Source organism: Rhodanobacteraceae bacterium (genome assembly GCA_016713135.1).
GTDB lineage: Bacteria > Pseudomonadota > Gammaproteobacteria > Xanthomonadales > SZUA-5 > JADKFD01.
Genome location: JADJPR010000001.1, coordinates 144619 through 159178, shown reverse-complemented (window position 1 = coordinate 159178; position 14560 = coordinate 144619). Strand labels below are relative to the sequence as shown.

Genomic DNA, 14560 nt, shown 5'->3' with positions numbered 1-14560 from the left:
GCGTCGAACGCTCAGGGCTCTTCGAAGCCGTTGCGCGGCAGCGCCTGGCGGAAGAACAGCGTGCGGGTCATCGGCACTTCCGACTCGTAGATCGGCCAGCCGGGCTGCGGACCCATGCAGACGCTGTTCACCGCGTCATACAGTTTCAGCTGCGCGACACGCACTTCCGGATAGTCGCCCTGGTACCAGGGAGCCGGATCCAGCCAGCAGTATCGGTCGTGCAGGTAACCGATTTCCGCATTCCAGACGAAGGGACTGAGGTAGCAGTCGAGGATCGCGCGCGCCAGACCCGTGGGCGGCAGCGGGATCAGCGGATTGACCGTATTCGCGGTGAACCACTCGCCCTCACTCGGTGCCCAGCCCTCGGCGTTGCTGGTGGGATCGAACGGGAACTTGGAGCGCACGCAAGCCACGGCCTGCTGATTGACCGTATTGAATCCGTTGATGCTGTAGTTCCAGATCGGTGGCTCGACCACCACGAAACCGTCGATCAGGGTGGCAACGATGCCCCCGGGCACCTGGGTGGCGATGACGTCGCGGAAGCCCAGCATCGCGTCGGCGGCAATTTCCAGGCGCGCCGTCACGGTGGTCGAGTTGATCAGCTGGACATTGCTGACGGTGATTCCCGAGCCGAAATCGAAGGTGGTGGCCGGCAGGAAGCCGTATCCGGAAATGGTGACATCCACCGTCGTGCCGATCACGCCCTGCGCCGGACTGACGTCCGTGATGTTGAATTGGGTGATGTCGGGAACGTCGCCAAAGGAAGTCGCGGCGAGCACGGTGAAACTGCCCAGCGGCGTGACCTGCTTCGACCACTGCAATGCCGCACCATTGTCGATACAGGGGCTGCCGTCGATCTGGTTGTTGAGGGATCCGGCTCCGATCTGCGACCAAACGTTGGAGTAGAAGGCACCGGTGTAGCGCTGCGCCGGGGTCAACGGGATATGCAGGATGGTGTACTCCGGCGTCACACCGGCGCAGGTGCGTCCACCTGGACTGCGAGACGTCGGCTCCAGGAACGGCCGGCCCGAATCGCTGTTCGCCAGGTAGATGTCGCTGCCGAGGAAGATCGACACCTGCGCAGTGGCGCCGCCGACGTTGACCAGGCGGAAGCGTTCGGTGAAATAGCCATTGCCGTTGACGTAGGTGGTGGTCTTGGTGGCGCGGAAACCGCTGTCGCCCAGGTTGACGCTGACCGTCACGGCGAATGGTGACGCCGACGTGCCGGAACCGGTCACCGCCGTCATCGAGGTTTCGCCGAAAGGAATGTAGGCGCCCAGACCGCTGGTGGCGGTGGTGCCGTGCTCGCCGAAGTTCGGAGCGTACAGGGTGCCGTTGATGTCGACGAACCAGCCCATGTCGGCGGTGGTGGTCTGGCTGCTGGGATAGATCTGGCCGGCGCTGCCGACGTTGCTGTTGAAGATCTGGTAGGAGTTGTCGGAGGCGACGTTGATGGTCAATGGGGTGCCAGTGATGACCGACAGGCTCGGCGGCGCCAGGGGCGCGCGCGCGGATGCGTCCCCCTTGGCCAGCAAGGGCGTCGCGAGCAGCAAGGCAGCCAGGAAAGCGAGGAATCTGTTCATCTGCATCACCCTCGGTCCGTGCAATCGGACCACAGTGTAGGTGCCACACGGCCATTCGTGCACCGTGGACGGATCGATCACGAGCCGCGCAGCCCGACGGCACGCCCGGCGATGCCGGCCCAGCAACGTCCGGGTGCCGGTCCCCGGCATTCCCGGCTGACGCGTCCACCGCGCAGCCCTTTCAGAATACCACACAGCATATCCCTTGCAGAATCGCGGTTTGCGATGCATTCCTCAGCATGCCGTTAAGAAAGTCCGGCAACCGAGGGGGCGGGCTCGGCGTGCAAACCTCGGTCAGCTTGCGCCACTCAGGCTGAATCCCAGGGGCCCGGCGGATGCTAAGCTCCGTGGTTTGCCTTTCGCGGAGCGCGTTCGACGGACATGTGGCGGCCTGGCCTCGATCAGTTGCGCGCAAGCTTTGCCGAGGTCGACCTGCGGCGCGGACAGCGCTACGCCCGCGAGGGTCGCGTGCTGTGGTTCGACCAGCGCGAGATCGGCGCCGAACGGGTCCTCGTCGGTGAGGTCCGCGGCTCGCGGCGCACGCCTTACCGGGTGCATGTGCGGGCATGGCCGCGCGACGAGCAGTGGCGGATCGAATCGCACTGCAGCTGCCCGGTGCAGGTCGGGTGCAAGCACGCCGTAGCGTTGTTGCTGCACGACAGCGGACAGCCAGCGCGGCGGCGACACTTGCGCCAGGGCCGCGCGTCAATCCGGTGCAGCCGCAGGAGGGCCGCATCGGCTGGCTGGCGGCGAGCCTGGGTGCCCAGCGCGCCCTCGGGCTGCGCCTGGGCCGCTGGATCGCCGCGGCGAGCGGCGGCGGCTGGCGCTTCGAGTCGCTGGCGCCGGGGCAACTGAAGCCCGAGTGGCGGCTGGCATTGTCGCCCTCCTCGGGCACGCTGCTGGCCGGCGCCGAGCGCGCCAGACTGGCCTGGTTCGAAGGCGAGCATTGGTGGCTGCCCGGCGCCGGGGTGTTCGAGCAGGTGCTGGCGGTGGCCGCCGAGGGCAGCTGCGCCTGGCAGCGGCCGGGCCTGCTGGTGGCGCCCGGCGCGCCGCGCGTACCGCATTGGTCCTGGGTGATCGATGGGCGCGGCTGCCAGCGGCTGGCGATCGGCGCCGGCGGTGGCGAATGCGTGCGCCTCGGGTCGGGATGGATCTATGTCGATCCGCTGGCGCGCCAGATCGGCGTGCTCGAGGTGGACCTGGATCCGGCTCTGGTCGCCGAACTGATCGCGCTGCCGCCGCTGACCGCCGGCGCGGTCGGCGATTTCCTCGCGCGCTACCGCTCGCGGCTGCCCGAGGACTTTCCGCTGCCGCGCGAGTTTGCGGTGGAACACCCCCCGGTCGCGGCGCCGATCCCGATCCTCACCTTGCACCAGAGCGCCGGCGCACACGAATCGCGCGGGCGCCGCACCGCGCGCCTGATCGCCTTCGCCCGGCTGTCCTTCCGCTATGGGCCGGCGCGCGTGGGCGAGGGCGATCCGACCGAGGAACTCAGCCTCTACGATGGCGAGCAGGTGCGCGTGTATCCACGCGACCGTGGCCGCGAGCGCGAACTCGCCACGCGTCTGAAGCAGCTTGGCCTGATTTCCAACCGGCATGCGCTGATCGACCATCCGGGGCTGCAGCAGAGCGACTGGGTGATCAACCCCGACGGCGATCCGCAGGCGCTCAACGAGTTCTGCTATGTGATGTTGCCGAAGCTGCGCAGCGAGGGCTGGCGGCTGGAGTACGGCCCGCGCTTCCCGCTCAAGCTGATCGACGCCGAGTACCGTTTCTACGGCGAGGTCGAGGCCGACTCGCTGGCGGGCGCGCTGACGCTGGAACTGGGCATCGAGGTGGACGGCGAGCGCATCAACCTGCTGCCGGTGCTGCGCGAAGGCCTGCGCGAAGGGCGCTTCAACGATCTGCCGACGGCTTCCGATGCGATCGTCGCGCTGACCCTGCCGGGTGAGCGGCGCCTGCCGATCGCCGCCGGGCGCCTGCGCTTCATCCTCGATACCCTGAACGAGCTGAGCGAGAGCGGCGGCGCCGACCAGCGCCGGTTGCAGTTGCCGCGCGCACGCGCCGCGGCTCTGGTGGAACTGGAAAACGAGCTCGGCAGCGGACGCAAGCTCTGGCCCGGCGGCGGCGCGGTGCGCGAACTCGCAGAAAAGCTGGCGCGCTATGCCGGCATGCCGGCCACCCCGGTACCGGAGGGCGTCCGCGCTTCGCTGCGCCCCTACTAGGTGGAAGGCCTGTCCTGGCTGCGCTTCCTCGGCGAATCGGGGCTCTCCGGCATCCTCGCCGACGACATGGGCCTGGGCAAGACGCTGCAGGTGCTCGCTTGGCTGGTCGGCGAGAAGGAAGCGGGGCGCATGGACCGGCCCTCGCTGGTCGTGTGTCCCAAGAGCGTGCTGCCGAACTGGGCGGCCGAGGCGGCACGCTTTGCCCCGGGCCTGACCCAGCTGGTGCACGCAGGGCCGGAGCGCGGCAAGCGCCGCCGCGGCATCGCTGGCGCCGACCTCGTGCTGACCACCTACCCGGTGCTCGCGCGCGACCTGGACACGCTGGTGGCGCAGCCCTGGCATGTGGTGGTGCTGGACGAATCGCAGATGGTGAAGAACCCCGCGACGCTCGCTGCGCGCGCGGCGCGCAAGCTGGAGGCACGCCAGCGCGTGTGCCTGACCGGCACGCCGCTGGAGAATCATCTGGGCGAACTCTGGGCCCAGTTCGACTTCCTGCTGCCGGGCCTGCTCGGGTCGAAGGCCGACTTCACCCGGCATTTCCGCAAGCCGATCGAAAAGGGCCGCGACCGCGATGTGCGCGAGCGCCTGCGCCGGCGCATCCGGCCTTTCCTGCTGCGGCGCACCAAGGACCAGGTGGTCGCCGACCTGCCGCAGAAGACCGAGGTCACCCGCACCATCCCGCTGGAAGGCCGCCAGCGCGATCTCTACGACACCCTGCGCGCGAGCTATGCCGAGGAGATCCGCGGCTACATCGCCACGCAGAGTTTCGAGCGCAACCGCATGCGCGTGCTCGAAGGCCTGATGCGCCTGCGCCAGGTCTGCTGCGACCCGCGGCTGATCGCACCCGAGCGCGGCAAGGCGGTCAACTCGGCCAAGCTCGACGACCTGATGGACATGCTGCACGAACTGATCGCGGCGGGCCGGCGCATCCTGGTGTTCAGCCAGTTCACCAGCATGCTGGAGCTGATCGAGGCCGAACTCGCGCACGAGCGCATCCGCTACGTCAAGCTGACCGGCCAGACCGAGGACCGCGCCGCCCCGGTGCAGCGCTTCCAGCGCGGCGAAGTGCCGGTGTTCCTGATCAGCCTGCGCGCCGGCGGCTTCGGCCTCAACCTGACCCGCGCCGACACCGTGATCCACTACGACCCCTGGTGGAATCCCGCGGTCGAATCCCAGGCCACCGACCGCGCGCATCGCATTGGCCAGGACAAACCGGTGTTCGTCTACCGCCTGATCGCCGGCGACACCATCGAGGAGCGCATCCTCGCCCTGCAAGCCCGCAAGCGCGAGCTAGCCGATGCGCTGTTCGACGAGTCCGGCCAGTCGCTGGCGGCGATGCTGGCGCCGGAGGATTGGCTGGCGTTGCTGGATTGAAGGGGAGGGTTGTGGGTTGTGGGTTGTGGGTTGTGGGTTGTGGGTTGTGGGCGGCAACGGCGCGCAAGACCGTGCTCTACGCCGTTGACCCTGCTGCCCAAAACCCAGAACCCACAACTCACAACCCTCGCTTTTGCACATCGATTCAGCCTGTGCGAGGCTGGGGCGCCTACAATGCGGTGCATCACTGCGGTTTTCGCGGAGGGAGATTCATGCTCGTACGCATCTTGACGGTTGCCGTTCTCGCCATCCTGATAGCGCCGGTGGCAGCGCAGGGAAGCAAGCTTTACAAGTGGACCGACAAGGACGGCAACATCCATTACAGCGACTCGATCCCACCTGAGGCCAAGGAGTACGCGCGCGAGCGTCTGAGCGACCAGGGCGTGTCGGTCGAACGGGTGGACCGTGCCATGACGCCGGAGGAACTGGCGGCGATCAGGGCAGCCGAGAAGGCCGAAGCGGACAGGGCAGCGGAGGCCGAGCGTCAGCGCAAGGCCGACGAGGCGCTGCTGAATTCCTACGCCAGCGAGGAGGATCTGACGCGCGCCTACAACCAGCGTATGGACCTGTTGGCGCAGACCATCGACGCGCGCCGCATCGAAATCAATTCGCGCGAGCAGAGCCTCGGCAAACTGGTGGCGCAGGCCGCGGAGATGGAGCGCGCTGGTCGTCCAGTCAGCGATGCCCTCAAGCAGATGATCTCCAGCGAGCGCGTCGAGATCGACCGGCAGAAGGCCTTCCTGGTGAAGAAGGAAGCCGAGAAGATCACCGCCAAGGCCGATTACGACCGGGACTTCGCAAAGTACAAGGCCGCCCTCGCGCGCGCGGAAGCGGGCAAGGCGGGGGACAAGTGAGCGCATCTGGCGGGCTGCGCGTCTGTGTCTATTGCGCATCCAGCCAGGCGGCGGACCCGGTCTACCGCGCGGAGGCCGAGACCCTCGGTCGCGCCCTCGCCAGCGGCGGCTGCAGCGTGGTCTATGGCGGCGGCAGCATGGGATCGATGGGCGCAGTGGCCGATGGCGCGCTGGCCGCCGGCGGCGAAGTCATCGGCATCCTGCCGCGTTTCATGGCGGACCTCGAATGGGGCCATCCGGGACTGACCCGGCTGGAACTGGTCGAGGACATGCGCGAACGCAAGCACAAGCTGCTCACCGGCAGCGACGCGGTGGTCGCGCTGCCCGGCGGCTGCGGCACCCTGGAGGAGCTGTTCGAGGCGATCACCCTGAAGCGCCTGGGCCTGTACTTCGGCCCGATCATCCTGCTCAACACCCGTGGTTTCTACGACGACGTGGTACGCCTGCTGGACCGCAGCATCGACGAGCGCTTCATGAACCCCGAACATCGCGCCATGTGGACCCTCGTGGAACGCGCCGAGGATGTGCTGCCCACCATCCGCGCCACCCCGCGCTGGCGCGAGGATGCGCGGAGTCTGGCGACGGCGAGGTGAAGCGGTGAAAAGTGAAAAGTGAAAGGTGAAAAGTCAGGCCCCGGAACCTGGGGCGATTTCATGACTGACTGAGTTGCCGCAGAGTCGGTAGCCGCTCCTCCATTTCACTTTTCACTTTTCACTTTTCACTTTTCACGGCTCCCCGATGCCCGAACTACCCGAAGTCGAAACCACGCGCCGCGGGATCGAGCCGCATCTGGTGGGCCGCACGGTGCGGCGGCTGCTGGTGCGCGAGCGGCGGCTGCGCTGGCCGGTCGACGAGCGCCTGGGCGATGAACTGGCCCGGCTGCCGCTGGCACGCGTGCGCCGGCGCGCCAAGTACCTGCTGATCGACAATCCGCGCGGAAGCGCGATCGTGCACCTGGGCATGAGCGGCAGCCTGCGGGTGCTCGACGGCGAGGTGCCGCTGCGCACGCACGACCACTGGGACCTGGAGCTCGATGACGGCCGGCTGCTGCGCTACAACGACCCCAGGCGCTTCGGCTGCCTGCTGTGGCAACCGGCAGGCGAGGTGCATCCGCTGCTGGCTGGCCTCGGGCCCGAACCCTTCGATGGCGGATTCGACGGCGGCTACCTGCACGCCCGCGCGCATGGCCGCAGCGGGCCGGTCAAGCACTTCCTGATGGACCAGGCGATCGTCGTCGGCGTGGGTAACATCTACGCCGCCGAAGCGCTGTTCCGCGCCGGCATCGACCCGCGCCGCGCCGCCGGCCGCGTGTCTCTGGCGCGCTACGAAGCCCTCGCGCAGGCAATCAAGACGATCCTCGCCCACGCCATCGAACGCGGCGGCACCACCCTGCGCGACTTCCTGCGCCCGGACGGTGAGCCCGGCTACTTCGAACAGGAACTGCTGGTCTACGGCCGCGCTGGCGAGCCGTGCAAGACCTGCGGCGCGCCGGTGCGCGCCGCGGTCATCGGGCAGCGGTCGAGCTTCTGGTGTGGGCGCTGCCAGAGGTAGGGTTCTGGGTTGTGGGTTCTGGGTTGTGGGCAGCACAAGGAGTTGGCGGTACATCGCCCCGGGCGATTGCGTGGCACCAAATTGCGCAGACGACGGGCTTGCCATCCCTCGCTGCCCACAACCCAGAACCCACAACCCACAACCGGCCGTCAGAACCCACAACCGTCTTCAAAGATTCTGGTAATTCGGCCCCGACCCGCCCTCCGGCGTGACCCAGTTGATGATCTGGTAGGGGTCCTTGATGTCGCAGGTCTTGCAGTGCACGCAGTTGGCGCTGTTGATCTGCAGGCGCTTGCCGGCGTCGTCCTGGACCATCTCGTAGACGCCGGCGGGGCAGAAGCGGGTGCAGGGGTTCTGGTATTCCTGCGCGCACTGGTCGATGCAGATCGCGGTGTCGGCCACCTTGAGGTGCACCGGCTGGTCTTCCTCGTGCGCCGTGGAAGCGTAGTAGACGCCCTGCAGGCGGTCGCGCGGGGCAAGGGTGCGGTCGCCCCAGCCGCGGTCCGGCGCGGGATAGTCGTCCACCCGCTTGATCTGCGCGTAATCGGGCTTGTTGCGCAGGGTCCACGGGCTGGCGCCGCCGAGCACCGTCTCGATGCCGGCATTCGCCAGGCCCACCCACAATCCCTTCTTGAAGCCGGGCTTGACGTTGCGCACGCGGCGCAACTCGTCCATCACCGCCGATCCGCGCAGCTTGGAGTCCCAACCCTCGGCGCGCCCGTTCTGCGCGTAGTGTTCGGCGGCGAGCATGCCGCTGCGCAAGGCCTGGTGGGTGCCCTTGATTTTCGGCACATTGAGCAGGCCGGCAGTGTCGCCGACCAGCATCGCACCCGGCATCTCCACCTTCGGCAACGACTGGTAGCCGCCGGTGACGATCGCGCGCGCACCGGCCGACATGATCGATCCCCCCTCCAGCATCCGGCGGATGTACGGGTGGTGCTTCCACTGCTGGAATGCTTCGTAGGGCTGGAACAGCGGGTCCTTGTAATCGAGCCCGACCACGACGCCGAGGGCGATGCGGTCCTGGTCCAGGTGGTACAGGAAGCTGCCGCCATAGGTCGCGTTGTCCATCGGCCAGCCGATGGTGTGCATGATCAGTCCGGGCTCGGCGGCGCCGGGGCGAACCTGCCACAGTTCCTTGATGCCGATCGAATAGGTCTGCGGGTCCGAGTTCGCGTCCAGCTCGAAGCGCTTGATCAGCTGCTTGGTCAGGTGCCCGCGCGCGCCCTCGGCGAGGATGGTGACACCGGCATGGATGTCGATGCCCTGGGTGTAGCTGTCCTTGTGCGTGCCGTCCTTGGCGATGCCCATGTCGCCGATGCGCACCCCGATCACCTTGCCACCATCGTCGACCAGGGTCTCGGCGGCGGCGAAGCCGGGGAAGATCTCGACACCCAGCGCTTCGGCCTGCGGCGCCATCCACGCGCACATCGCCGACAGCGAGACGATGAAATTGCCGTGGTTGTGCATCTGCGGCGGGGTCGGCATCGACCACGCGCGGGTCTTCGTCAGGAAACGGAAATCGTCGCGCTTGGCCGGCACGCACACCGGCGGCGGATTGTCGCGCCAGCCCGGCAGCAATTCGTCCAGCGGCTGCGGCTCGATCACCGCCCCAGAGAGGATCTGCGCGCCGACCACCGAGGCCTTCTCGATCACGCACACCGACAACTCGGGCTTGAGCTGCTTCAGCCGGATCGCGCACGCCAGACCCGACGGGCCGGCGCCGACGATCACCACGTCGTACTGCATCACATCGCGTTCGCTCATGGCCCCTGGTCTCGCTATCGGGTGGTGTGCGGCGAGTATAGGCAGGGCGGGTTGGAGCGGCGGCTCGTTGAAGCGAGTTGTGGGTTCTGGGTTGTGGGTTGTGGGCAGCACAAGCGGTTCGCGGTACTCCTTCGCCCTCGCGCTGTTGCCAGAGGGCGCCGGGGCCGCCCCCCCCCCGCGCGCGGCGCCGACACCCCCGGGCCTCCGCCCCCCACCCCCCCCCCCCCCCCCCCCACCCCCACCCCCCCCCCCGCGCGCCCCGCACCCCCCGCCATCCCGCGCCCCCACCCCGGGACCAGCTCTCTCAGCTCAAGCAGCACACCATCGTGGTCGCCGACACCGGCAACTTCCGCCAACTGGCGCAGTTCGCGCCGAGGGATGCGACGACCAATCCCTCACTCATCCTGAAGGCGGTGCAGCAGCCGGAGTACGCGCCGCTGCTGGCGGAGACCGTGGCGGCGCACCGCGGGCTGGCGCCGCACCAGATCGTGGACCGGGTGCTGGTGCGCTTTGGCCTGGAGATCCTGAAGGTGGTGCCGGGGCGGGTGAGCACCGAGGTGGATGCGCGGCTGTCGTTCGCGCGCGAGGCCACGTTGGTGCGGGCGCGGCGCCTGATCGCGCTGTACGAGGCGGCCGGTATCGGCCGCGAGCGGGTGCTGATCAAGATCGCGTCCACCTGGGAAGGCATCCAGGCCGCGGCGGAGCTGGAGCGCGAGGGCATCCATTGCAACCTGACGCTGCTGTTCGCCTACTGCCAGGCGATCGCCTGCGGCGCGGCGGGCGTGAAACTGATCTCGCCCTTCGTCGGGCGCATCTACGACTGGCACCGCAAGGCCGCCGGCGCGGCCTGGGACGAGGCCGCGAATGCCGGCGTCAACGATCCCGGCGTGCGCTCGGTCAGCGCGATCTGGAACTACTACAAGCGCCATGGCATCGCTACCGAGGTGATGGGCGCGAGCTTCCGCAACGTCGGCCAGATCACCGCGCTCGCTGGCTGCGATTTGCTGACGATCAGCCCGGAGCTGCTCTCCGCATTGCAGCAGAGCGGCGAGCCGCTGCGGCGACAGCTCGACGTTGCGGCTGCGCAGTCCGCGGATATTCCGGCACTCAGCTTCGACGAGGCGCGCTTCCGCTATGCGTTGAACGAGGATGCGATGGCCACCGAGAAGCTGGCCGAGGGCATCCGCCTGTTCGCGGCCGATGCGGGCAAGCTCGACGCGATGATCGCGGCGCTGTGAGGCTGCGCCGGACCAGCAACTGGATCGACTGCTGACAATCTGCTGACAGGAAGATGGCGAGCGGCACTCGTGCCGCCAGCGACTTGCGCGTCTACTGGCAGGGTCGTCACTGTCGGGTCTTCGAGCATGCGCGTCAGCAATCGCCCAATCGGTGTCCCCGGCAAGCACGGCCGCATCGCGGAGCGCCTGGAAGATCTGCCGAACGTCGGCCTGGAGACCGCGGGCGACTTGCGCCTGCTCGGCATCCAGCACCCGCTGGACCTGTACGGACGCGACCCGTTGGTGATGTTCCGCCAGCTCGAGACCCTGACAGGAGCGCGGCAGGATCCTTGCGTGCTCGATGTGTTCATCGCGCTGACCCGATTGGCGGCTGGGGATCCCCCCGCGCCCTGGTGGCAGTACACCGCCGAGCGCAAACAGCGCTATGGGGAGCTGCACCCGGGCTCGCGGAGGCGTCGCTGATGCGTCGCGGCGATCGCCTGTTCCAGTTGCTGCTCGAACTCGGGCGCGGACGGGTGCGCACCGCGCGCCAGCTGGGCGAGCGCCTGGGCGTCTCCGAGCGCACGGTCTATCGCGACATCGCCGACCTCGCGGCGCAGGGCACGCCGATCGAGGGCGCCGCCGGAGTCGGCTACTCACTGCGCGCCGGCTACCAGGTGCCGCCGTTGATGTTCGAGCGCGACGAGCTGGAAGCGCTCGCGCTCGGCGCCGCCTGGGTCTCGGCCTATGCCGACGACGATTTGCGGCATGCCGCGGATCGCGTGCTGAGCAAGATCGACGCGGTGCTGCCGCAACGGCTGCGGCCGGGCCTCAAGGCCGACGGCATCGAGGTGCTGGCCTTCAGCCACCATCCGGGCACGCGGCGGGCGCTGGCCGCGGCGCGCCGCGGCATGAAGGAGCGGCGCAAGCTGAGCGCCGAGTATGTGGACTTGCAGGAGCGCAGCACCCGGCGTGTGCTCTGGCCGCTCGGGCTGTTTTACTGGGGCAGGGTGTGGACCCTTGGCGCCTGGTGCGAGCTGCGCGGGGACTACCGCAGTTTTCGCATCGACCGTTTCGCCGCGCTGGACACACTTCCAGTAGCGATCCCCGACGCGCCGGGGGTCAGCCTGCAGGGCTACCTGGCGCATGTGCGCGACGATTCGGGGTGCAGCTGAGAACCGACGGCCGGCAGTCGGCGACCCTGGCGAACGGCTATCCTTGCCGGTTCTGGCGCGCGGACGGGCGCGACTGCAGGAATTCGATCGGCATCATGCACAAGGCTTGGAAAAAGGCGCTCGACCGCCTCGGTGCGGAGTTGTCTCCTGAGGACGTGCAGACGTGGCTCAAGCCGCTGCAATCGCGTTCGCGCTCGGGCGAACTGGTGCTGCTGGCACCCAACCGTTTCGTCGCGGACAAGGTCGGCAAGCTCTACCTGGCGCGCATTCGCGAGCTGGTGGCGCTGCTCGATCCCGGCGTGCTGGAAGTTCGCCTGGAGCTGGGCACCGGCGAGAATGAGGCGCGCGCGCCGGAAGCCGCGCCCGAGCGTGTCGCGGCGGCGCCGGCCGCACGTTTCGACAGCAAGCTGGATCCGCGCTACACCTTCGACAACTTCGTCGAGGGCAAGTCGAACCAGTTGGCGCGTGCGACCGCGCTGCAAGTGGCGCTGAAGCCGGGTGTCGCCTACAACCCCTTCCTGCTGTACGGCGGCACGGGCCTGGGCAAGACCCATCTGCTGCATGCGGCAGGCAATCTGATCGTGCAGAACAACCCTGGCGCGCGGGTGCTGTACGTGCGCTCGGAAGAATTCATCCGCGCGATGATTCACGCGCTGCAGCATGGCAAGGGCGACGACTTCAAGCGCACCTACCGCTCGGTGGATGCGCTGCTGATCGACGACATCCAGTTCCTTGCCGGCAAGGATCGCACCCAGGAGGAGTTCTTCCACCTGTTCAACGCGCTCTACGATGCGAAACAGCAGATCGTCATGACCTGCGACCGCTATCCGAAGGAAGTGGACAAGCTGGAGCCGCGGCTGCAATCGCGTTTCGGCTGGGGCATCAGCGTGGCGGTCGATCCGCCGGATTTCGAGACCCGTGTGGCGATCCTGATGCAGAAGGCCGAGGCCGCGCGGATGGAGCTGGACGAGGAGGTGGCGCAGTACATCGCGCGGCGCATGCGCTCGAACGTGCGCGAACTGGAAGGCGCGTTGAACACGCTGCATGCGCACGCGAACCTGCTCGGCCGCTGCGAGGTGGACCTCGCCTTCGCGCAATCGACGCTGCGCGATGTGCTGCGGCCGCATGAGCAGCAGATCTCGCTGTCGAACATCCAGAAGACGGTGTCGGATTTCCACCGCATCCCGTTGAGCGAGCTGCTCGGGAAGAAGCGCACGCGGGTGGTGGTGCGGCCGCGACAGATGGCGATGGCGCTGGCCAAGGAACTGACCCCGCACAGCTTGCCGGAGATCGGGCAGGCCTTCGGCGGACGCGACCACACCACCGTGCTGCACGCGTGCAAGCAGATCCGGGATCTGGTGGAGACCGACGCGCGCATGCGCGATGACTGGGAAAAGCTGGTGCGGCTGTTGAGCGTATAAGGACGGCGGGACCTGCCTGTGGACAACTCCGGGACAGGCGCTGGACAAGCTGGGGAGTGAACGGGACAGAAAAGTTGTCCACAATCCGTCCCCAGCGCCAGCGGCTTTCGATACACAGGCAAGTTCTCGAAAAAGTATCATTGAATCAAACGGATAGGCGATATCCACAGGTTTTTGCGGTATTCATCATCAACATCAGTTTTCTTCAAAGAAAAAGACCAGAGCTAAAGGAGCGGAGGCACCATGCGTTTCAGCGTCCAACGAGAAGCCCTGCTGCGCCCCTTGCAGCAAGTGGTCGGCGTGGTCGAGCGCCGGCAGACCCTGCCGGTGCTGGCGAATGTGCTCATCCGGGTCGAGGGCGACGGTGCGAGCTTCACCACGACGGATCTGGAGGTCGAGCTGTCGGCCAGGATGGCGGTGGACAACGCCGAAGAGGGCGAGATCACGGTACCGGCGCGCAAGCTGTTCGACATCGTGCGTGCGCTGCCCGATGGTTCGAAGATCGACCTGAAGCAGGAGGGTGAACGCGTGCGACTCTCGTCCGGACGCTCCCGCTACACCCTGGCCACCCTGTCGGCGCGCGAGTTCCCGGCGACCGAGGCGGGCGATGTGCAGGAGCGGATCGAGATCGACCAGGGCAGTTTCAAGAAATTGCTCGAGCGCAGCGCTTTCGCGATGGCGGTGCAGGACGTGCGTTATTACCTCAATGGCCTGCTGGTCGAGGTGCGCAGCAACGGCTTGCGCACGGTTGCAACCGACGGCCACCGACTGGCGTTGGCAGAAACCGCCGGGATCGCCGATGGCGAAGTGCGACGCCAGGTGATCGTGCCGCGCAAGGGCGTGCTGGAACTGCAGCGTCTGCTCGAGGGCGGGGATGCGCCTCTGGAGCTGGCGTTCTCGAAGAACCATGTGCGCGCGCGGCTGTCGGACAGTGTGGTGGTGTCCAAACTCATCGACGGGCGCTTCCCGGACTACGAGGCGGTGATCCCGATCGCCGCGGACAAGGTGATCTTGGTGGACCGCGACGCGGTGCGTCAGGCTCTCTCGCGTGCCGCGATCCTGTCGAATGAGAAGTACCGCGGCGTGAAGATCGAGGTCTCGCCGGGCGTGGTGCGCGTGAGCGCGCACAATCCCGAGCAGGAAGAGGCGGTCGAAGAGATCGAGGCGGAAACCAGCGTCGACCAGTTGAATGTCGGCTTCAACGTCAATTACCTGCTGGATGCGCTGGCGGCGGTGGACGGCGCTCAGGTGCGGATTCGCCTGCGCGATGGGGCAAGCAGCGCTCTGGTGGAATCTCCGGTCGACGAAACCACTCGGCACGTGGTGATGCCGCTGCGCTTGTGATCTGCGTGGTTAGCCGCAGTGTCAGCACGGGGCCGCGCTTGCGGCCCTG

13 protein-coding genes are annotated in these 14560 nt (G+C 67.6%); 10 read left to right on the top strand and 3 right to left on the bottom strand.

The features are described from left to right. Positions 1-11: 11 nt before the first annotated feature. Both IPK27_00580 and IPK27_00575 read right to left on the bottom strand, forming a co-directional pair. Complete coding sequence (locus IPK27_00580; GenBank protein ID MBK8066158.1) at positions 12-1583, bottom strand: hypothetical protein; 1572 nt, start codon at positions 1581-1583, stop codon at positions 12-14. A 294-nt stretch (positions 1584-1877) separates the two neighbouring features. Further along, positions 1878-2270 (bottom strand): hypothetical protein, encoded by a 393-nt coding sequence (locus IPK27_00575; GenBank protein MBK8066157.1) that lies wholly within the window; start codon positions 2268-2270, stop codon positions 1878-1880. Positions 2271-2296: 26 nt separating this feature from the next. Between IPK27_00575 and IPK27_00570 the strand changes: the two genes are divergently transcribed. From IPK27_00570 to mutM, 5 genes are all read left to right on the top strand, one after another. Beyond that, the gene (locus tag IPK27_00570; GenBank protein MBK8066156.1) at positions 2297-3808 is read left to right on the top strand and encodes a hypothetical protein; all 1512 of its coding nucleotides are present in this window, start codon (positions 2297-2299) and stop codon (positions 3806-3808) included. Further along, complete coding sequence (locus IPK27_00565) at positions 3809-5182, top strand: DEAD/DEAH box helicase (GenBank protein MBK8066155.1); 1374 nt, start codon at positions 3809-3811, stop codon at positions 5180-5182. Positions 5183-5394: 212 nt separating this feature from the next. After that, positions 5395-6036, top strand: a complete 642-nt coding sequence (locus tag IPK27_00560) for a DUF4124 domain-containing protein (protein ID MBK8066154.1) — start codon at positions 5395-5397, stop codon at positions 6034-6036. Between the two features lie 14 nt (positions 6037-6050). Beyond that, positions 6051-6629 (top strand): TIGR00730 family Rossman fold protein, encoded by a 579-nt coding sequence (locus IPK27_00555; protein ID MBK8066153.1) that lies wholly within the window; start codon positions 6051-6053, stop codon positions 6627-6629. Between the two features lie 145 nt (positions 6630-6774). Further along, on the top strand, positions 6775-7587 hold the full coding sequence (mutM, locus tag IPK27_00550; GenBank protein ID MBK8066152.1) for a bifunctional DNA-formamidopyrimidine glycosylase/DNA-(apurinic or apyrimidinic site) lyase: 813 nt from the start codon (positions 6775-6777) through the stop codon (positions 7585-7587). Between the two features lie 168 nt (positions 7588-7755). Here the strand turns inward: mutM and IPK27_00545 are convergent, their stop codons facing one another. Then, positions 7756-9354, bottom strand: coding sequence for an electron transfer flavoprotein-ubiquinone oxidoreductase (locus IPK27_00545; GenBank protein MBK8066151.1), 1599 nt, complete (start codon positions 9352-9354; stop codon positions 7756-7758). 98 nt (positions 9355-9452) lie between these two features. Between IPK27_00545 and tal the strand changes: the two genes are divergently transcribed. The 5 genes from tal (at position 9453) to dnaN (ending at position 14511) form a co-directional block, all read left to right on the top strand. Further along, entirely contained in the window at positions 9453-10592 is a 1140-nt protein-coding gene (gene tal, locus IPK27_00540) for a transaldolase (GenBank protein ID MBK8066150.1), read from the top strand. Positions 10593-10718: 126 nt separating this feature from the next. Continuing rightward, the gene (locus tag IPK27_00535; GenBank protein MBK8066149.1) at positions 10719-11054 is read left to right on the top strand and encodes a helix-hairpin-helix domain-containing protein; all 336 of its coding nucleotides are present in this window, start codon (positions 10719-10721) and stop codon (positions 11052-11054) included. Continuing rightward, positions 11054-11746: a YafY family transcriptional regulator gene (locus IPK27_00530; protein ID MBK8066148.1), complete on the top strand. Its 693-nt coding sequence runs from the start codon at positions 11054-11056 to the stop codon at positions 11744-11746. The genes IPK27_00535 and IPK27_00530 overlap by 1 nt, the downstream gene beginning before the upstream one ends. A gap of 95 nt (positions 11747-11841) precedes the next feature. Next, entirely contained in the window at positions 11842-13167 is a 1326-nt protein-coding gene (dnaA, locus tag IPK27_00525; GenBank protein ID MBK8066147.1) for a chromosomal replication initiator protein DnaA, read from the top strand. Between the two features lie 243 nt (positions 13168-13410). After that, the gene (gene dnaN / locus IPK27_00520) at positions 13411-14511 is read left to right on the top strand and encodes a DNA polymerase III subunit beta (protein MBK8066146.1); all 1101 of its coding nucleotides are present in this window, start codon (positions 13411-13413) and stop codon (positions 14509-14511) included. Positions 14512-14560 lie beyond the last annotated feature (49 nt).

Bases quoted from the DNA above. Each gene is read 5' to 3' on its own strand.
- dnaN (MBK8066146.1), top strand. From the start codon at position 13,411: ATGCGTTTCAGCGTCCAACGAGAAGCCCTGCTGCGCCCCTTGCAGCAA.
- IPK27_00535 (MBK8066149.1), top strand. From the start codon at position 10,719: ATGCGCGTCAGCAATCGCCCAATCGGTGTCCCCGGCAAGCACGGCCGC.
- mutM (MBK8066152.1), top strand. From the start codon at position 6,775: ATGCCCGAACTACCCGAAGTCGAAACCACGCGCCGCGGGATCGAGCCG.
- IPK27_00530 (MBK8066148.1), top strand. From the start codon at position 11,054: ATGCGTCGCGGCGATCGCCTGTTCCAGTTGCTGCTCGAACTCGGGCGC.
- dnaA (MBK8066147.1), top strand. From the start codon at position 11,842: ATGCACAAGGCTTGGAAAAAGGCGCTCGACCGCCTCGGTGCGGAGTTG.
- IPK27_00545 (MBK8066151.1), bottom strand. From the start codon at position 9,354: ATGAGCGAACGCGATGTGATGCAGTACGACGTGGTGATCGTCGGCGCC.
- IPK27_00580 (MBK8066158.1), bottom strand. From the start codon at position 1,583: ATGAACAGATTCCTCGCTTTCCTGGCTGCCTTGCTGCTCGCGACGCCC.
- IPK27_00560 (MBK8066154.1), top strand. From the start codon at position 5,395: ATGCTCGTACGCATCTTGACGGTTGCCGTTCTCGCCATCCTGATAGCG.